The organism is Mucilaginibacter jinjuensis (genome assembly GCF_028596025.1).
Taxonomy (GTDB): Bacteria; Bacteroidota; Bacteroidia; order Sphingobacteriales; family Sphingobacteriaceae; genus Mucilaginibacter; species Mucilaginibacter jinjuensis.
Genome location: NZ_CP117167.1, coordinates 6,000,949 through 6,018,987, shown reverse-complemented (window position 1 = coordinate 6,018,987; position 18,039 = coordinate 6,000,949). Strand labels below are relative to the sequence as shown.

Below are 18,039 nucleotides of genomic sequence, written 5' to 3'. Positions count from 1 at the left end.
CATGGCAGATTTAGCGGTAGATATACAAAACCTCAACTTCAGTTATACTGAAGATGCAGGGGTGCATTTTGCCGGGCTGAATCTGCAAATACCCAAAGGCGAACGCTTTGGCATCTTCGGCCCAAATGGTGCCGGTAAAACTACCTTGATGAGTTTGATGACCGGTTTGATATCTGCCGAAAGCGGAAGTATTAAGTTACTGGGTCAACCCATTGGGATTAAAAAAGATAAGGCAGTTAATAAGCTGTTTGGCTTCGTTCCACAGGATTTTTCTTTTTACCAGGAACTGAGTCCGGCCGAAAATTTAGAGTTTTTCGGTGCATGGGCAGGCCTGACTAAAAAACAAACCGACCAACGGACTACCGAATTACTGGAAGTGCTGGGCTTGCAGGATGTACGGAACCAACCCGTAGAGAAATTTTCGGGCGGGATGAAACGCCGCGTAAACCTGGCGATAGGCGTAATCCATAACCCGGCTATTTTGATTCTGGATGAACCTACGGTAGGAGTGGACGTGCAAACCCGCCATGCCATTATCGATTATCTGCATAAAATTAATGATGCCGGTACTACACTGGTTTATACCTCGCACCAGTTAAGCGAAGCCGAAGATTTGTGTAATGAAGTAGCCTTGATAGACGACGGCCAGATCATTGCCCAGGGCGGCTTGGATAGCTTGATGGAAAAATACAGTCAGCCAACTTTAGAAGGCTTGTTTTTAAATTTAACCGGCAAACAATACCGCGATTGATGTATAAATTAAAGGCAACCATTATTAAAGACATCAGGATCTTGCTTCGCGATAAAGTAGGGATTGCGCTGATGTTTGTGATGCCGATTATATTGGTGGTTATTGTTACCAGTATCCAGAACAGCACCTTTCAACTGGTAAATAAGAACCGCATTGCCATGATGGTTTGCAACCGGGATACCGGCAAGCTGAGTACGCAGCTGATCAAATCGATCGATAAGATCGGGATGTTCAAGATGATCAGCATTCCAAAGAGTGAATCGGAAGAAGCCATCAAAAACCGCATGCGAGGCAAAGATGCATTGCTGGCTATCGTGATCCCGGCTGATTATACACAGAAGATTACAGCTAAAGCTAAAAACGTATCGGGCAAAGCGCTAAACAGTTTCGGCTTGCAGGGTGATACTGCAAGTAAGAAGATTTCGGTGAACCCGCTGACGATGTACTTCCAGCCGATTTTGCAGCAATCGTACAGATTCTCAATCAATGGCGCTTTACGCAGTGCATTGCAAATTGTTGAAAGCCGCGAAACACTGCGCCAACTCTACTTCGCCATTAACGAAAAGCCTTTGCCCGAAGCTTTAGAGAAAGACCTGCTGAATAACCAGACCAATATTAACGAGGTTCCTGTGTCTATCAGCGGAGGTACTATTATGCCTAATGCCTCGCAACACAATGTACCCGCCTGGACGATATTTGCCATGTTCTTCATCATTATTTCGCTTGGTGGTAGTGTAGTTAGGGAGAAGTTAAGCGGCAGCTTTATCCGCCTTAAAACGCTACCAACCGATTTTATGGTGGCACTCATCTCTAAACAAATTACCTACCTGGGCGTTACTGTGCTGCAAGCCGCGGTCATATTTTCGATGGGGATCTGGTTGTTCCCTTTAATTGGATTACCAGCTTTAAATCTGCCGAGCGATTATTTTGCGCTGTTGGTGGTAACCTTAGTTTGTGGTTGGTGCGCGGTAAGCTATGCGATATGTATGGGGGTTTATGCACATACGCAGGAGCAGGCCAACGGTTTCGGCGCGGTATCTATCGTCATACTGGCAGCCATTGGTGGTTTGTTAGTGCCAAGTTTTGCCATGCCGGATGGTTTTAAAACGATTGCTGTGATTTCGCCATTACACTGGAGCATTGAGGCTTACTACCGCTTATTTTTAGAAGGCGGAAAACTAAAAGATGTAATCCCAAATCTGCTACCTTTGCTGGGCATTACCGTGCTGATACAACTGGCAGCATACATTGGATTAAAAAAGAAGAACCTGATTTAGGAGAATATATATAATGGAAAAAGAAGCGCTGAAAGAACAGCTAAAAGGTCAGATCATCAAATTCTTAAACTTAACAGACCTTAGCCCGGCCGATATTAAAGATGATGAGCCGCTATTCGGCGATGGTTTAGGTTTAGATTCTATCGATTCATTAGAGCTAATCGTATTATTGAAAAAAGAATACGGCATTACCATTAAAGATCCTAAAGATGGGCGTAAGGTTTTGGTTGATGTAAATTCAATGGCTGATTATATTTTAGAGCATTCGAGTAAATAAGTCGAAGCTTTTTTCCTTGTGTCATTGCGAGCGATAGCGTGGCAATCTCGTCGTATATAGAGTCTCCCACCGCGTCATTGCGAGGAACGAAGCAATCCCCGACCTACAGAGTGGTAACTTACATATCGCAGAAATCCGTTTTCCATTAGGAAGGGTAGAATAATATATGAATCGTCAGTGGATGTCACTTTCTTTTTCCGCAAAAGAAAGTAACCAAAGAAAACTCGTGGCTGCTCAATTTTCTATGAAAGGGTGTGCTGAAGCAATTGCGGTGCTGCCCGAAAATTAAGAGGCCACAATTATTAGGTTATGTTTGGTTCTCCTGTTCAGATTTCCCGATCATATCAATCTTGTCATTGCGAGCGATAGCGTGGCAATCTCGTCGTATACAGAGCCATCTACTACGTCATTGTGAGATAAGAAACAATGACGATACTATTCAAATCCTTCTGAAATTTTGTGTTTTTGTCATTTCGACGATAGGAGAAATCTTCTGCTTGCGATAAGTCCTATTATACAAGATTTCTCCTATCGTCCTAAATGACAAAGTGGGAAAGGTATATTCAAAACTTCCTAAAACTTCCCTGAAACTTAAAACAAGCCTTTTCGTCAAAATGCAACGAGGCAGTAACCTTTAAAAACTGTTCATCAACTTCCTGATAAGTCAATTTAAAAGCTAATGCTGGCATTAAGCCAGGGTCTATCATTAAAAGAAACTTCAAGTTATTTGCAATGACAAGCAGAACCTCGCTTTCAATGACAGATGATAAAACTTCTTTCACAATCTGCAAAATACATGCCCCTGGTAACACTGGTTGCCCCGGATAATGCCCTTTAAATATAGGATGAGTAGAATTGAGTAATAGGGTAGCAGTTGCAGAGCCATCACCACATGCAAAATCCTCTAACGTATATAAATCGCCCCTTAACATGCCGAAACCAGCATTAGCGACCAGTATTTATTCTGATAATGGGTACAGATCAACACCTTTTTAATAACGACCGGACTATCGGGCAGCGTACCATTTTTTACCACATTTGCAGCCATCCATAAAGCAAAAGAGGAAGCCGTTGGGTACTCGCCGCATAAGTGTTTATAATGCGCGATTTGATTGTTTTGGAATAAGCTGTTTTCCAACTGATCGAGCGGAGGGTCTGTTTCCACATCTCCGTTTTTGCCCGAAATAATAAGATCGATGTCGGCTAATGAAACAGCGTTCGCAGCTAAGAAGCTGGTAACATCCTTTTCAATATCAACAGGCTTGTAAAAGGTTTGAAATGCATCGAGACAAGCAATATCGCCCGCAGAGGCTTCATTCGATAACACAAAGAATGCAGCACCTTCACCTGCAATAGTACCCGGTGAGTCAACAGAAAATAAATCTGTGTTAGTAAAGTCGCCTTTTTTGTAGGTATCGAAGCGGCCAAAAATGGCATAATTGGCATCGGTAATTTCATCAATGCCGCCTACCAGAATGGTTGATGCCTCGTTTTCTGCAAACAACATCGCGGCATCCATTAAAGCGCTTTCGAACGAAAAACTTTTATGTACAAACGTATTGTTATAAGCATGGCATTGCAGCATCAATGCAATTTGCGCAGCTACGGTGTTATGGGTAGATTGAATGAAAGCCGTAGGTGGCAGCATCTCCTCTTCCTGCTCAATAATGCGGGTGAGGAAAATGGTGGTATCTTCTACGCAACCGTAGGCCGTACCGGTGATAATAGCATCGGGCATGGTTACATTAGCCTGTTGCAGGGAATCCTTTGCCGCAGCTACGCCCATCTTGATAACCCGGCTCATACGTCGGCTTAACTTGGGATCGAGGAAGGGTTTATAGTCCGGCTCAATAGCTGCCAAGCGCGGCGTATCGTAAACAATTGTTTCTGCTAAAAACGGCACATCGCCAAAAGTTTGCTGAGGCGATATTGCTGATGCCGATCTGATATATAATTTCATCATCATGCTTTCGAAAATATTAATGATGAACAATTACCGCCGAAGCCAAAAGAGTTTGACAGGACGTGATTGATGGCTTGGTCAGTCAGCAATTCTGTCTGCGGTGCAAATGGCAGTTCTTTCATCTGGGTCTCAAAACGCAGGTTAGGGAATACCAAGCCGTGTTTTAAAGCCAGCAAGGAGAACACAGCCTCAATACCACCACTTGCCCCAAGTGTATGCCCGGTAAATGATTTGGTTGAGCTCATGGGCGGATAATTGCCATTGAATAATCGCATTACAGCTGTGCCTTCACTTTGGTCGTTATTGGGAGTTCCGGTGCCGTGAAGGTTAATGTAGCCAATATCTGATGGCTGTAACCCTGCGCGTTTCAATGCACCCTGCATGGCCATGTATGGGCCATCACCTTCGGGTGAGGTTGCGGTTTGGTGATAGGCATCATTGCTGTTATCATAACCACTTAATTTACCGTAAAATTCTTTATTGAGTTGTTGAGCTACTTTATCTGATACCAAAACCACGTATCCTGCGCCTTCGCCCAGGTTAAGGCCTTCGCGGTTTTCATCAAATGGTTTGCAGAACTCACGATCAAGGATCATGAGCGTGTTAAAGCCATTCAATGTAAACTTAGTGAAAGCGTCTGTTCCTCCTGCTACAACTGCATCCAGTATCCCGGCGCGAATCAATCTCGCCCCAAAAAATATCGCATTTGCCGATGAGGAGCAGGCTGTGCTAATGGTAGTTACATAACTGTTGATACCCAGCTGATCGGCTACCAGTTCGGTAATATTACCACAGCCGTGGTTTACTACATCGAGTAAATCGCCGGTTTGGTTGTCTTTTAAAAAATCTTCGTAAAAATGCTCGCTTTTATCCATACCACCAACGGTATTGGCTGAGATAAAGCCGATACGCAGGCCTTCGAGGTTTTTAACCCCTGAATCGTCCAGTGCTTCTTTCGCTGCAATGCTGCTCAATAATGCTGTGCGACTGATATGTGCTGCAAACCCGGCTTTCTCAGCCAGCTCCTGATTGCTAAATTTTACTTCGGCAGCAGGGATTTCATGCTCATGTCTCGTTTTAAGGTAAGTAATATCGGCCATGCCCGCCTTGCCGCTTTTAAGCGCAGCCAGGTTCTCGGCCACATTGTTTCCAATGGCAGATATAACGCCTAAGCCTGCAACGTAAACCGGTGAACTCATTTTTGTTATTATCCTTTATTTCATTTTGTCATTGCGAGGAACGAAGCAATCTCGTAGCTGTACAGATCAAATATACTTGCGACGAGATTGCCACGTCGTTCCTCCTCGCAATGACAAATTATATTATTGTGCCGTAAATATCTTATTCAACTCCTCAACACTAAACTCAATCCCATTATCACTCTTCTCTACCAAAAATAACGCCGATTTATAATCATCTCCAACTACATCTACCCAGCCACAAATGCAGGCTTTCAAAATGTCGTTATCCAACAAATAACTTACCTGCTGCTGCAAAAATGCGGCATCAAATAGCGGGGTGAGGTAAAGCGCATCTTCGCCTTTAAAACCGTTGCGGATACATATCTCGCCAATTACAATATTAGGCAAGGTATACACAAACAACGAAGGGCTTGCCATATCCTGTACCGAATCCCAATATTTTAGATCTGCATCGAGGCTCGAGTTGGCATTGGTTAAAACAATGCCGATTTCTTCGGGCTGATACTTCGATTTGTCGAAACCGTCCTTCAACAAAACTTCTGATGCCAGCCAGCCCAGTTTACTCAGATTATCCATTTTATAAAATTTTGGATAGTTGAGTTCGAAATGCTGATAAACTGATAGCAAGAATGAAGCAGGGTCTGAGCCCTGAGCTCTGAACACCGGCTCCCCGCTCTTGTACACTGCATTGTTGCTAATGATACAGCTGCTTGTAATATGTTGTTTCTGTGCCGACAATCTCTTTCTGCTAATTTATTTACTCAATACCAAAGCCCCATTACAACCACCAAAGCCCGACGCTGTTTTTACACCGTGTTTAATTTCTACGTGGTTTACAGCGGTGGTTATGTTTAATGGTGCAGTGCCCGTTTCCTTAAAACCTAAAGTAGGTAAAAGCGTGTTTTGTTCCATACACTGTTTAGCCAGTACAGTTTCAATCAAGCCTGCAGCACCCAATGTATGGCCGTAAAAGGCTTTTAAGCCGTTTACGGGGGCGTTCTGCAAGCCGGCGAGTGTTATGGCCTTGGCTTCCATTTCATCATTGTATGGAGTTGCTGTGCCGTGTGCTGAGACTAAACCGATATCCTCTGCCTTGACTCCGGCATTGTTTATTGCTTTAATTATCGCACCACCCAGTTCCTGCCCGGTACGTGATGGGCCCGAGATATGGTTAGCATCATTACTAATGCCACCGCCTGTTACCCTGATATTTCCTTTATATTTTTCATCGCCCGATAAAATTACCGTGGCTGCACCTTCACCTAAGTTTAAGCCTGTACGGTTTTTATCAAAAGGCTTACACCTTTCCGAGCTTAAGGCCTGGAACGATTGAAATCCTGACACCACAAATTTTGAAATAACATCGGCACCCGTAACTACTACCTGATTGTATTGGCCTGATTGGATCATTCGCATACCCGTCACAATCGCCATAACGCCGGAAATACAAGCATTGGAAATAATGATGGGTTGATTAACGAATCCAAAATGCCCGGCAATTAATTGTGCCGAAGTATTCAGGCTGATGCGCTTTTGTAAAGTTTCGTTATTTTCTTCAGTTTCCAGCAGACTAATGTTGCCTTTGGTTGATGAAATAATCAATCCCGTTTTAGGATCATCAATCTTAATATCGGTATAGCTTAATGCATCTGTGACAGAGGCAATAAGCAACTGTTCAAACTTGGTGTAATTATGTTCACCGGAAATAAAAACCTGGTCTTTGTTGAAGATAGAAGCAGAGATCGAAACATCGGATAAATCAGGTCGATCATGTTTTTGAACGCCCGAAACGCCGTTTTTTACTTGCTCAAAATTTTGCTGCGTAGTAATGCCTATAGGGGAGTAGACGTTATCTGCTATAATAAATACATCTTTATTGTTGGTTCCCATTGGCGGCTCACACGTTATTTTGCTGTATAAATATTTTCATTTCGCAGCTGGCCAGTAGTTTAGCGCTGTGCCAAACTTTACCCGATATTACCGTTACATCGAAAACCTGATCTTCTACCGTAATCTCAGTTATAAGTTCATCACCAGTTTTTGGCAGTGCGAAAACTTCGAAATCTCTTACTGAACCGATAAACCCGGCAGCAACCGGTTTGTTTTCGGCTTGTGCTTTATAGCCTGCTTGTGCAGCTGCGGTTTGGGCTATGTTTTCGAGCAGGCCGCCTTCCTGAAAAATGCCTTGATCCACTAATGGGTTATCTTTTCGAATGATAAAGCTGCACTTTGCCGTAGTTTCATCGGCATGCAACAACTCATCAACCATTACAAATGGCGCCTTTTGCGGGATGAGTGGAATTGCAGATTGCGGTAGCATACTAATTAAGAATATAAACCACCGTTAATAGATAAAACCTGACCGGTGATATAACCCGATTCTGCCGAAGCAAGGAAAGCCGCTGCATGCGCTACTTCTTCCGGCAAACCAAAACGACGAACCGGGATTTGGTTGCGGAGTTCTTTTTCGTCCAAACCTTCTGTCATATCGGTTTTAATAAAGCCGGGTGCCAGTGCGTTTACGGTAATGCCTTGACGGCCAACCTCCTGCGCGAGTGCTTTGGTAGCACCAATTAGCCCAGCTTTAGCGGCCGAATAATTGGTTTGGCCCGGTAAGCCCTTAATGCCAGACAACGAGACCACATTGATGATGCGACCGAAACGGTTCATCATCATGCTGTTTAGCACTAAACGGGTGGTGTAAAAAAAACTGTCGAGATTAGTGCTTATTACGTTGTCCCACTGCTCGTCGGTCATCCAGGCCAACAGGCTATCGTCGCGAATGCCTGCGTTGTTTACCAGCACTTCGATGGGTTTGGCTTCGTTGGCTTCGATCCAAAGCCCTAAAACCTGCTGCACCTGCTCTTTGGCAGATACATCAAAAGGCAGCAGTTCGCCATCACCGTTATTATCTTTAATCAGCCGAAGTGTTTCTTCAGCCTCGGCCGTATTGCTTTTATAATTAATGAGTACATAATAACCCAGCGCGGCCATTTTAAGGCAAATTGCCCTGCCAATGCCACGAGATCCGCCGGTAATTAGTGCGCACTTCATATATTTAGTTTGCCTGTGCAGGGATAAATGAACCTGCCGTTTCTAAAAACTCCCTGATCTTTTTCTGCGTTTTGTATTGCGGCACATCTTCCACAAACGCCGGGAATATCTCGCGCACCTGGCTATAAACCGAGGCAGATGCAGACGATAACCTATCCTGACAACCCATATACTCAATCGCCTGAATGATGGTCATCAATTGAATGGTTAATACTTCGAACGAGTTATCGATCACTTTCTTGGTCATCAAAGCTGCATTGCAACCCATGCTCACCATATCCTGGTTGTCGTTATTATTTGGGATGCTGTGTACATACATCGGAAACGATAGCGTTTGGTTCTCAGCCACAGTTGATACTGCCGTAAACTGCACACCTTGCATACCAAAGTTTAAGCCCAATACACCCAGGTTTACAAACGGCGGAAATTTTTGGTTCAGCTTTTGGTTCAGCAGGTAATTCAATTGTCTTTCTGACAACATGGAAAGCTTGGTGATGGCAATCTTCAGCTTATCCATTTCCAGCGATACATAATCGCCATGGAAGTTACCACCGTGGAAAACATTATTGTTCTCGTGGTCGATCACCGGGTTGTCGTTTACCGAGTTCAGCTCGTTTTCTAAAACATCACCCGCATACTGGATGGTATCATAAATCGGACCCAGGATTTGGGTTACACAGCGAAGCGAATAATACTCCTGTACCTTATCCTCAAATACTTCCTGATCTAAATTATCAGGGTTATATAAATGTTCCGAACGGTCGCGGATCAGTTTGCTGTCTTTTAGTATCTCCCGCATTTGCGTGCCGATCTCGTTCTGGCCGCGGTGGCGTTTAACAATATTCAGTTCATAACTGAAGTGATCGTCATAAGCTTCTACAATTTCGTTCACCATTGATGACAGCATAACCGACCAATCCAGCAGCTTTTGTGCGCGGATCACGTTAGTCATTCCGATACCCGTCATAGCCGAAGTACCGTTAATAATGGCCAAGCCTTCACGGCCGTGAATAGTTAAGGCTTTAACACCCTGCTCTGCAAATACCTCTGCAGTTGGCCTAACTTCGCCTTCAAAAATTACTTCGCCTTCGCCAATCAGCACCAAGCCTAAGTGAGCTAATTGCACTAAATCGCCGCTTGCACCAACACCACCATGTTCAAAAATACAAGGTGCGATGTTTTTGTTGATGAGATCAGCCAGCAAATGAACCACATCCGGGTGCACGCCAGAGCGGGCTTGCATAAAGCTATTCAATCGTGCCACCATCAGGGCTTTCACCAAATGGGCAGGCAGCAAATTGCCGCTGCCAGATGAGTGGCTGCGGATTAAGTTATATTGAAGTTGTAAAAGGCTATCGTCGCTTATTTTGTACTGCGCCATTGGGCCAAAACCGGTATTGATACCGTAAATCAGCTTGTTTGACGAGAACTTGGTAAGAAAATTATAGTTAGTGGTAACATTATCTAAAGCCGTTTTATCCAGCTCAACCTGCTGGTTATTGAAAATAACTTCTGCAAAATCATTTAAGGGCAACGTGCTTTGTCCAACACTTATCATGGGCAAGTTTTTTGTAATATGATAGATATTTAAACGGGTAAATTTAGGAAAATATAATGAGGGATAGGGTGAGGAATTTAGGATTATTAAAAGCGCATCATCGCGAGGTACGAAGTAATCTAAGATTGATAAATACGGTCTTTAATATATAAGACAGAAATCCGTTTTTCATTAGGGAGGGTAGTGTACTTTATGAAACGTCAGTGGATGTCACTTTTCTTTTCTCTCAAAAGAAAAGTAACCAAAAGAAAAGTCGCAGCCGGGCCCTGTTGCTATGAACTACCTGTGGTTGAGCAGGGACAGTGGTTGCCGCAACATTGCCAATGCTGCCTGAGGAGAGGTTATGTTAATGTAGTGGTTGCGTCGGCTTGTAGAATGGTTCTAAACCTTGCGAGCGGTGGCCCCGACGCAAAAGCGTGGCCGTGAAGTGGGATTGTGCGGTGGAGCTTTTTTGCGTCTTGATCTTTTGGTTACTTTTGGATCAAGCCAAAAGTAACAGCCCAACCCGCGGCGATTGAGCGGGACTGACGATAATAGTAGTACAATCCATTTATAATAGCGTTTGCGTTAATCAAGCACTGTCCCTATAAGCCAGGTATGCTTCGTACCTCGCAATAACAAAGGAGGCAATTTTATAAACCTAATTTATCCAAATAAATATCCAATTCCCTATCACCCATACCATAAATCTTTTCGTCAGCCCAGAAATGCTTATAAATCTCAATCCTGTCAGCCACACCGCTTTGCTGAATACCTAATAACTTTTGCTCGATATAACCCAAACCATCTGCATTTACGGTTAAACGTTTAACATGGGCCTGCATGGCGGCTTTAAGTAGGTGCAGGCTACCCCAGAAAGGGTTGGTATCTATCCAGTTTTGTAATTCGGTAATATCGCCTTTTACATATAAGCTCCAGGCTTCTTCAGCCAGGCGGAAATCGTATTCGGTAAGGCGCAGGCGGCCATCGAAAAGGTATTCCAGTTGTTCACCGTCGAGTTGGCCCATACCACGGAAATCTTCTATGCCGGGATAGCTATCGGGAGAAATTAAATAGATGGCTTTTTCGCTCAGGTCAACCTGCTGTTCTATCAGTTGCATGGCTGCCAGCATATTGATTTGGCAATGCAGATCGAACTCGAACCAAAGGTTAATTTCTTCATGCGGGCAATTAAATTGGGCGAGCTTATCAACCTGCCGTTCAAAATAATATTCGGGCGTAACTTTAAAAGTTTCGCTGATCCATTTAGCACGCATTTTCCAAAATTCACTGTCGATAGTTTTACACACCGGGCCTTCTGAAAGTACCTCGCGCCAAACAATAACATCGCCATCGAGGCCGCTATCGTTAAAACCTTTTAAAGTATCGTCGCCGTTGAGGATGTGGAGTGCTTTTTCCATAGGGATAAAGGTATGTTATTGGACGATTTGTTGGTTAGATGTTTTGGATATGTGACATGGGGAAGATGAAACGTTTGTTTGTAGGTGTAAGCCTGTCATCCTGAGCTCCGTCGAAGGATCGTGCGCAGAGGCCTGCCCACCATGCTTCGAGTGCCTCAGCATGACAGCCCGTTTTACTCTCCTCCCAACAATGCTTTCAACGTCTCAATACTATCCGCCTCTTCTTTCGATTTATCATGCCGCCAGCGCAGTATCCTTGGGAAGCGCAATGCTACGCCTGATTTATGCCGGGTTGATTTATTGATCCCTTCGAAGCCAATCTCAAAAACCAGTTCGGGTTTAACGGTGCGTACCGGGCCAAATTTTTCGAGCGTGTTGCGCTTCACAAAGTAATCTACCTTATTAATCTCGGCATCGGTTAGGCCAGAGTAGGCTTTGACGAAGGGGACTAACTTATCGCCATCCCAAACAGCGAAGGTATAGTCGGTGTATAAATCGGCCCGGCGGCCGTGGCCTTTCTGGGCATAGATCATTACTGCGTCGATGGAGAGCGGGTCTATTTTCCATTTCCACCAATCGCCCCGGCGACGGCCAACCTGATAGGTAGCGTTTTTGCGTTTCAGCATAATACCTTCGGCAATCATTTCGCGCGATTGCCCGCGGGTTTCGCTGAGTTCGTTCCAACTGTTAAAATTAATTAATGGTGAGATGTTGAAGATTTCGGGGTAAGTATTATCCCGATGCAAATCTTCCAAAATCGCCCTGCGTTCTGTCTGTGTTTTATAACGGATGTCTTCGCCATTATACTCCAGACAATCATAAGCAATGAGCGAAACCGGGCTGTCTTCGAGAATTTTTTTCGTCAGGTTCTTTCGCCCGATACGGGTTTGCAGCACATTAAAGGGTAGAGGCAAACCGTTACGAAAACTAAGTATCTCGCCATCGAGTACTGTACCGTCGGGCAAATCCTTCATAAAAGGATGCAATTCAGGAAATTTATCTGTTGAAAGATCTTCGCCCCGGCTCCATATAAAAAGCTGGCCATCGCGTTTAATTAATTGCGCACGGATGCCATCCCATTTCCATTCGGCTTGCCACTCAGATGCATCGCCTAATGCTGACTGTAAATCCTCCACAGATTTTTGTACAGTAGAGGTTTCCTGGATAGGATAAGCAAGGAAAAAGGGGTAGGGGCGCGATATATCTTCCGCGTCCTGTTTGGGTTGAATAAGCTGCGCGAAAGTATATTCCTCGGGAGCCCAGCTGCCCATAATACGGTGTGTAAGTACATTGGCATCCAGATTGGCAATGTCGGCAACGGCTTTTACCACCAGATTTTGCGATACGCCTACGCGGAAGCTGCCCGTCATTAACTTGTTAAATACAAAACGTTCCTGGGTATCCAGGATAGACCAGGAGTATTGCAGCCAGGTTTTCTTTTCCTCCTCAGTAAAAGTAGATAGTCCATTAATTTCTGCTATCCATTCCGTTAATGTTTTGCTGCTGCTTTGCTCCGTATTTTGAGGGAAGAGCAACGCAATGGTTTCGGCCAGATCACCAACTACGTGGTAACTTTCTTCAAACAGCCATGCCGGTAAGTGCAAGGCTTCCAGAGCCCATAGTTTAAACAAAGTGCTGTTGATTTGCCTTTTGGGTTTGCGCCCGGTAAACAAGGCCAGCATGTGCATTTTGTCGGTATCGGGTACGGCATTGAAATATTCTTTCAGTATGCGAACCTTCTCGTTGGTTTTATTAGTCTCATCGAGCGAGAGGAAAAGTTGGGCAAATGCTTTCATAGAATAGCCCCCTCTAAATCTCCCCCCGGAGGGGAGACTTTATTTAATTGTTCATCCAGACCTCTCCCTTCCAGGGAGGGTTGGGAAGGGGCAACTTCTTCTTCCTCACCACCATATAATGTATGCACTTCATGCGCATCGAAACCAATTTCACTTAAATAACGGGTAAAACTGGCGGTATAACCATGGGTGAGATAAACACTCTCGCAACCCGTCGCGTCGATGGCGCTGATGAGTCCGTTCCAGTCGGCATGGTCTGAAAGTACAAAGCCACGATCTGCGGCGCGGCGGCGTTTGGCCCCGCGAATAGCCATCCAGCCTGAGCAATAACCAAAACTATAAGGTTGAAACTTACGCATCCAGGGCGAACCTACTGCTGATGGCGGGGCTATGATAATGCCTTTACGAACTTCATCCTTGTTAGAATCTACCGTAATGCGTGTGGTAGGGTTCAGTATTACACCGTTACGACGCAGGGCTTCGTTCGTGTTTTCGATCACTCCATGTGTATATATTTTACCGATAGATAGGTCGAGGTTCTGAATGATGCGCTGTGCTTTGCCTAAAGAATAACCTACAACAACGGTGGCCTGGTTATTTTCGAGGTTGTGTTGCCACCAGTTATTCATATCAGCAAATAATTGTGTCTGTGGTTTCCATTGATAAACGGGCATCCCAAAGGTGCATTCTGATATAAAGTGATGGCAAGCTACCGGTTCAAAGGGCGCACATACACCATCATCTTCGGTTTTGTAATCGCCTGATACTACCCAGATCTCGCCTTGGCTAACTACCCTGATTTGCGCAGAGCCAATTACGTGCCCGGCAGGAAAGAGGGTAACTTCAACACCGTTCTTCATTACGGTTTCGCCGTACTCCACGGTTTGTAAATTGATTTCGCCCAAACGGTAGTACAATACCTCGCGCGATAGGTGATGCGCAAGGTAGTGTTTATGACCAACGTAAGCATGATCGGCATGGGCATGGGTAATCACGGCATCATCCACAGGTTTCCAGGGGTCAATGTAAAATTTCCCTTTGGCGCAGTAAATGCCTTTATCAGTAAACTCGAGCAGTGGTTTGCGGGGCATGGTTATATAACTTCGGCTGTAGTTAAATGTTTGGTTGTCGCAATCAGCCCCTTACATTGTCGCTTATACACACCGGGTGCTACATATATGTGCCTAATTTTGTGTTAGTTAATACACAATACTATGAATACAATTGCAAATAATATTGAAAACACATCAAAAGCATTACTGGAAGTAATTTTATCGATCCCTAAAGAAAAGTTCGATACCATACCGTTTGAGGGCAGCTGGACCGCAGGCCAGGTGACAGAACATGTGCTGAAATCATGCGCAGGATTCGTAGATGTTTTAGAAGGAAATGTAAAACCTGCAGATAGGAATGCTGAAGAGCATGTGCAAATGTTAAGGGATATATTCCTGGACTTTGATCATAAAATGAAATCGCTCGAATTTATTTTACCAACGCATAATACACACGATAGGCAGGTTATTGCTGCTGATCTGGCAAACACATTAGCCGGTATTGCCGCAGTTGCTAAAGTTGAAGACCTAAACCTGCTTTGCACTGATTTTGAAATGCCTAACCTGGGCCACCTTACCCGTATAGAGTTAATTAATTTTGTTGATGTGCATACACAAAGGCATATCCATCAGCTAAAAAACATCAGGACTTATCTCGTTAATTAAATAGTTTTTTAAACAATAAATTAAATTATCTCACAGTCAGTAGATTAACTAAAGAATTAGTAGTGGTGGGTGAAATTAACGCAGGGTTTAACTTAAAAGTAATAGTTTAGCCTCAACTTAATTTTATCACATGAATAAAAAAATTGTTCTGATGCTGCTTGCATTAAGCAGCGCTGCTACTACCTTAAAAGCCCAAACAGAAAAAGGAACCCAAACATTAGGCGGTACTATTGGCGTATCTACAAGTAAAAACACGGTTGATATGGCCCCTCCAAGTAGTTATACCCCATATAGCTACATACTTAAAACAACCACGTTTTCGATAGGGCCCAACTATAGTTATTTTGTGGCCAATAAGCTTGATCTGGGTGCCAGTTTGGGTTACAGTTATCAAAACATGAAGTTTTTTGACGAGGACGTACTTGCCGATAATCCTGAAAAAGTTAAAACGCAATCATTTTTGGCTGAAGTTTATTTAAGAAAGTATTTTTTATATGATAATAAGATAGGGATAAGAACTGGGCCTTTTGTTGCTTACCAATATGGTAAAAGCACCAATAGTTTATCAGACATTCCTAATGTACCAAATGTACCTTATTCTGTACCCCAAAAATCTACCACAGTAGCTGGTGGTGTACTGTTAGATTTTGTTTACTTCCCGTACAAAAAAGTGGGCCTGGCAGCATCAATGGGTTCGCTAAGTTATACCCACCAGGATTCTAAAGAACCGTCGTATAATTATAAATCAACTACCGATAGTTTTGGCTTTAATTTCTTTTCGAGTGTTAATTTCTCGGTATTCTATGCTTTTGGCAAATAGTTAAATAGTATTCACCACCAATAACAAAGGCCTTAAGTATACTTAAGGCCTTTGTTATTGGTAATAAATTTTTATTTATGGGTTGCTTTTAACCGGCGCAGCGGTTAATTTGTTGCCCAGGCTAATGTAATCTGTCAATATCTGGCCGGCTTCAATTTTCAGGAAGTCGAGGTCTTCTTTCTTAGGGCGGCTTTCACCTTTTTTCAATGCAGGTAGGCCTAAAGCTACGCGGCGCAGGTTGTTGCGTTCGAAGGCTTTTTCTTCATCGGCATCGCGTTGTTTTTTCAATTGCTCTTCGTTTAAGGTTACGCTTTTTTCGTTGTCGTGTTTCTTAAAGTCGGCAATGTCTTCCTGCAGGTATTTATAGTTAGGGCTGGCGTTCATGCGGTCGTCGTGCATTTTACGCAATTGCGGTAATACTGCACTAAAATCGCCAACCTTGGTATACTCGCTTTGTTTAATCATATCATAAGGCAAAGCAGATGGCTCGGTATCTTCGCCGTATTTATCCAATGGGATAATAGCCGGGAAGGTAATATCTGGTGTTACACCTTTATGTTGGGTAGAACCACCGCTGATGCGATAGAACTTGGCCATAGTTAAATTTAGCTGGCCGAATTTAGACATGCTGCCGATCGCTTTTTTAGCGCCGCCTTTGGTAGTGATATTGGCCACCATGTCTCTGATAGATGGACTGATCACCTGGTCTAAATCGATAACGCTTTGTACAGTGCCCTTACCATAAGTTTGGGTGCCGATAACCATACCGCGGCCATAATCCTGGATCGCACCAGAGAAGATCTCAGAGGCCGAAGCACTGAAACGGTCAACCAGTACAGCCATAGGGCCTGTCCAGGCAATAGCTGGGTCTTCGTCTTCGTCAACTTCTACGCGGTTTTTAGTATCACGAACCTGTACAACAGGGCCGGTTTTAATAAACAAGCCGGTAAGGTCTACCGCTTCTACCAATGAACCACCACCATTTTGGCGTAAATCCATTACTACACCATCAACGTTTTCGCGTTTCAGGGTATCGAGAATTAATTTTACGTCGCGGGTTGTGCTTTTGTAGTTAGGGTCGCCGGCTTTGTAGGCGTTAAAATCGAGATAAAAAGCAGGCACATAAATGATACCTATTTTAACAGTTTTGCCGTTTTCGTTATAAGTACGGATTTCTTTTTTAGCTGATTGATCTTGCAGAATGATCTTTTCACGAACCATTTCTACAATCTTAGGCTTGTCTGAAGCATTTTTACCTTTAGGTAATATCTTCAATTTTACCACAGTGCCTTTAGCGCCGCGGATCAGGGTGATGGCATTATCAACCCTCCAACCTACGATATCCTGAAACTCGCCTGTTTTACCTTGCGCTACGCCAATAATACGGTCATCAATATTAATCTGATGGCTTTTATCAGCAGGGCCGCCCGGTACAATGGTTTTAATGGTTACATACTCGTTCTCAGAGATCAGTGATGCACCGATACCTTCCAGTGAGCGCGACATATCAATATTAAACTCAGCTGCATTGGCCGGGTTAAAATAGTTGGTGTGTGGGTCAATGGCGTTGGTTAACGCATCCATAAACAATTGCAATACATCGGTATTGGCCAGTTTGTTAGATTGGGTTAACAGGTTTTCGTAACGTTTTCTAAGCGTTTCTTTGTTTTTAGCCATGTCTGCATTAGCCAGTTTAAGGTTAAGCAGATCGTATTTTACGCGTTGCGACCATTGCGCATCCATCTCGGCCTGGGTGGCAATAAATGGCAGGCTATCACGGTCGTAAGTAAAGTTTTCGTTTTTGGTGAAATCGAAGTTCTTGTCAAGCTGTGCTAAAGAGTATTTGATATGCTCGTTATAACGCTTTTTGTAAGTGTTAAAAATGAAGAAAACATCATCGAGGTTACCGTTTTTAATATCCTCATCCAACACGTTTTGATATGGTTCGAAACTTTTGATATCCGCAGCCAGGAAGTAATTGTGGTTTTCGTCCAGTGATTTTAAATAGCGATCAAAAATCACTTTCGAAATAGAATCGTTCAGTTCAACCTTTTTATAGTTGTATTTTGATATCAGTTCGGCAACTTCTTTTAAAACAACACTCTGTTGCTCATCGGGGTGTAAATCGCCGGGGCCTGCAGGTACTGGCGGGTGGCCTGGCGCAGCTTTACATGCCAATGCTGTGCCCAGAACAAGTAGGATATATAGTTTCTTAAACATGTC

General features: G+C 43.8%; 17 protein-coding genes. 5 read left to right on the top strand and 12 right to left on the bottom strand.

Going from position 1 to position 18,039, the window contains the following annotated elements; genetic code table 11:
- Nucleotide 1 precedes the first annotated feature (1 nt).
- From PQO05_RS26075 to PQO05_RS26065, 3 genes are read left to right on the top strand one after another with little or no spacing between them, the layout of a single operon-like run.
- Nucleotides 2–751: an ABC transporter ATP-binding protein gene (locus PQO05_RS26075; RefSeq protein WP_273630444.1), complete on the top strand. Its 750-nt coding sequence runs from the start codon at nt 2–4 to the stop codon at nt 749–751.
- On the top strand, nt 751–2,028 hold the full coding sequence (locus tag PQO05_RS26070; protein ID WP_273630443.1) for an ABC transporter permease: 1,278 nt from the start codon (nt 751–753) through the stop codon (nt 2,026–2,028). Before PQO05_RS26075 ends, PQO05_RS26070 begins: the two co-directional genes overlap by 1 nt.
- Before the next feature lie 13 nt (nt 2,029–2,041).
- Nucleotides 2,042–2,305 (top strand): phosphopantetheine-binding protein, encoded by a 264-nt coding sequence (locus PQO05_RS26065; protein WP_273630442.1) that lies wholly within the window; start codon nt 2,042–2,044, stop codon nt 2,303–2,305.
- 563 nt (nt 2,306–2,868) lie between these two features.
- Here the strand turns inward: PQO05_RS26065 and PQO05_RS26060 are convergent.
- The 11 genes from PQO05_RS26060 to PQO05_RS26010 all read right to left on the bottom strand — a co-directional run bounded on the left by PQO05_RS26060 (nt 2,869) and on the right by PQO05_RS26010 (nt 14,369).
- On the bottom strand, nt 2,869–3,237 hold the full coding sequence (locus tag PQO05_RS26060; protein ID WP_273630441.1) for an ApeI family dehydratase: 369 nt from the start codon (nt 3,235–3,237) through the stop codon (nt 2,869–2,871).
- Nucleotides 3,231–4,271, bottom strand: a complete 1,041-nt coding sequence (locus PQO05_RS26055; RefSeq protein WP_273630440.1) for a beta-ketoacyl synthase chain length factor — start codon at nt 4,269–4,271, stop codon at nt 3,231–3,233. Before PQO05_RS26055 ends, PQO05_RS26060 begins: the two co-directional genes overlap by 7 nt.
- Entirely contained in the window at nt 4,268–5,467 is a 1,200-nt protein-coding gene (locus PQO05_RS26050) for a beta-ketoacyl-[acyl-carrier-protein] synthase family protein (protein WP_273630439.1), read from the bottom strand. The genes PQO05_RS26055 and PQO05_RS26050 overlap by 4 nt, the downstream gene beginning before the upstream one ends.
- 123 nt (nt 5,468–5,590) lie before the next feature.
- Complete coding sequence (locus PQO05_RS26045; protein ID WP_273630438.1) at nt 5,591–6,046, bottom strand: ATP-binding protein; 456 nt, start codon at nt 6,044–6,046, stop codon at nt 5,591–5,593.
- 177 nt (nt 6,047–6,223) lie between these two features.
- Nucleotides 6,224–7,360: a beta-ketoacyl-[acyl-carrier-protein] synthase family protein gene (locus PQO05_RS26040; protein WP_273630437.1), complete on the bottom strand. Its 1,137-nt coding sequence runs from the start codon at nt 7,358–7,360 to the stop codon at nt 6,224–6,226.
- A gap of 7 nt (nt 7,361–7,367) precedes the next feature.
- Nucleotides 7,368–7,790: a hotdog family protein gene (locus tag PQO05_RS26035; protein ID WP_273630436.1), complete on the bottom strand. Its 423-nt coding sequence runs from the start codon at nt 7,788–7,790 to the stop codon at nt 7,368–7,370.
- A 5-nt stretch (nt 7,791–7,795) separates the two neighbouring features.
- Complete coding sequence (flxB, locus tag PQO05_RS26030; RefSeq protein WP_273630435.1) at nt 7,796–8,524, bottom strand: flexirubin biosynthesis SDR family reductase FlxB; 729 nt, start codon at nt 8,522–8,524, stop codon at nt 7,796–7,798.
- Nucleotides 8,525–8,528: 4 nt separating this feature from the next.
- The gene (gene flxA, locus PQO05_RS26025; RefSeq protein WP_273630434.1) at nt 8,529–10,082 is read right to left on the bottom strand and encodes a flexirubin biosynthesis tyrosine ammonia-lyase FlxA; all 1,554 of its coding nucleotides are present in this window, start codon (nt 10,080–10,082) and stop codon (nt 8,529–8,531) included.
- A gap of 632 nt (nt 10,083–10,714) precedes the next feature.
- Complete coding sequence (locus PQO05_RS26020; RefSeq protein ID WP_273630433.1) at nt 10,715–11,482, bottom strand: DUF1835 domain-containing protein; 768 nt, start codon at nt 11,480–11,482, stop codon at nt 10,715–10,717.
- 173 nt (nt 11,483–11,655) lie between these two features.
- Complete coding sequence (locus tag PQO05_RS26015; protein WP_273630432.1) at nt 11,656–13,278, bottom strand: ATP-dependent DNA ligase; 1,623 nt, start codon at nt 13,276–13,278, stop codon at nt 11,656–11,658.
- Complete coding sequence (locus tag PQO05_RS26010; RefSeq protein WP_273630431.1) at nt 13,275–14,369, bottom strand: ligase-associated DNA damage response exonuclease; 1,095 nt, start codon at nt 14,367–14,369, stop codon at nt 13,275–13,277. The genes PQO05_RS26015 and PQO05_RS26010 overlap by 4 nt, the downstream gene beginning before the upstream one ends.
- Before the next feature lie 123 nt (nt 14,370–14,492).
- Here PQO05_RS26010 and PQO05_RS26005 point away from each other — a divergent pair, with 123 nt between their 5' ends.
- Nucleotides 14,493–14,996 carry a DinB family protein gene (locus PQO05_RS26005; protein WP_273630430.1) on the top strand — a complete coding sequence of 168 codons (504 nt, stop codon included), beginning with the start codon at nt 14,493–14,495 and terminating at the stop codon, nt 14,994–14,996.
- Between the two features lie 130 nt (nt 14,997–15,126).
- Complete coding sequence (locus tag PQO05_RS26000) at nt 15,127–15,816, top strand: outer membrane beta-barrel protein (RefSeq protein WP_273630429.1); 690 nt, start codon at nt 15,127–15,129, stop codon at nt 15,814–15,816.
- A gap of 75 nt (nt 15,817–15,891) precedes the next feature.
- Here the strand turns inward: PQO05_RS26000 and PQO05_RS25995 are convergent, their stop codons facing one another.
- Nucleotides 15,892–18,036 carry a carboxy terminal-processing peptidase gene (locus PQO05_RS25995; RefSeq protein WP_273630428.1) on the bottom strand — a complete coding sequence of 715 codons (2,145 nt, stop codon included), beginning with the start codon at nt 18,034–18,036 and terminating at the stop codon, nt 15,892–15,894.
- Nucleotides 18,037–18,039 lie beyond the last annotated feature (3 nt).

Bases quoted from the DNA above. Each gene is read 5' to 3' on its own strand.
- PQO05_RS26075 (WP_273630444.1), top strand. From the start codon at position 2: ATGGCAGATTTAGCGGTAGATATACAAAACCTCAACTTCAGTTATACT.
- PQO05_RS26070 (WP_273630443.1), top strand. From the start codon at position 751: ATGTATAAATTAAAGGCAACCATTATTAAAGACATCAGGATCTTGCTT.
- PQO05_RS26065 (WP_273630442.1), top strand. From the start codon at position 2,042: ATGGAAAAAGAAGCGCTGAAAGAACAGCTAAAAGGTCAGATCATCAAA.
- PQO05_RS26060 (WP_273630441.1), bottom strand. From the start codon at position 3,237: ATGTTAAGGGGCGATTTATATACGTTAGAGGATTTTGCATGTGGTGAT.
- PQO05_RS26055 (WP_273630440.1), bottom strand. From the start codon at position 4,271: ATGATGATGAAATTATATATCAGATCGGCATCAGCAATATCGCCTCAG.
- PQO05_RS26050 (WP_273630439.1), bottom strand. From the start codon at position 5,467: ATGAGTTCACCGGTTTACGTTGCAGGCTTAGGCGTTATATCTGCCATT.
- PQO05_RS26045 (WP_273630438.1), bottom strand. From the start codon at position 6,046: ATGGATAATCTGAGTAAACTGGGCTGGCTGGCATCAGAAGTTTTGTTG.
- PQO05_RS26040 (WP_273630437.1), bottom strand. From the start codon at position 7,360: ATGGGAACCAACAATAAAGATGTATTTATTATAGCAGATAACGTCTAC.
- PQO05_RS26035 (WP_273630436.1), bottom strand. From the start codon at position 7,790: ATGCTACCGCAATCTGCAATTCCACTCATCCCGCAAAAGGCGCCATTT.
- flxB (WP_273630435.1), bottom strand. From the start codon at position 8,524: ATGAAGTGCGCACTAATTACCGGCGGATCTCGTGGCATTGGCAGGGCA.
- flxA (WP_273630434.1), bottom strand. From the start codon at position 10,082: ATGATAAGTGTTGGACAAAGCACGTTGCCCTTAAATGATTTTGCAGAA.
- PQO05_RS26020 (WP_273630433.1), bottom strand. From the start codon at position 11,482: ATGGAAAAAGCACTCCACATCCTCAACGGCGACGATACTTTAAAAGGT.
- PQO05_RS26015 (WP_273630432.1), bottom strand. From the start codon at position 13,278: ATGAAAGCATTTGCCCAACTTTTCCTCTCGCTCGATGAGACTAATAAA.
- PQO05_RS26010 (WP_273630431.1), bottom strand. From the start codon at position 14,369: ATGCCCCGCAAACCACTGCTCGAGTTTACTGATAAAGGCATTTACTGC.
- PQO05_RS26005 (WP_273630430.1), top strand. From the start codon at position 14,493: ATGAATACAATTGCAAATAATATTGAAAACACATCAAAAGCATTACTG.
- PQO05_RS26000 (WP_273630429.1), top strand. From the start codon at position 15,127: ATGAATAAAAAAATTGTTCTGATGCTGCTTGCATTAAGCAGCGCTGCT.
- PQO05_RS25995 (WP_273630428.1), bottom strand. From the start codon at position 18,036: ATGTTTAAGAAACTATATATCCTACTTGTTCTGGGCACAGCATTGGCA.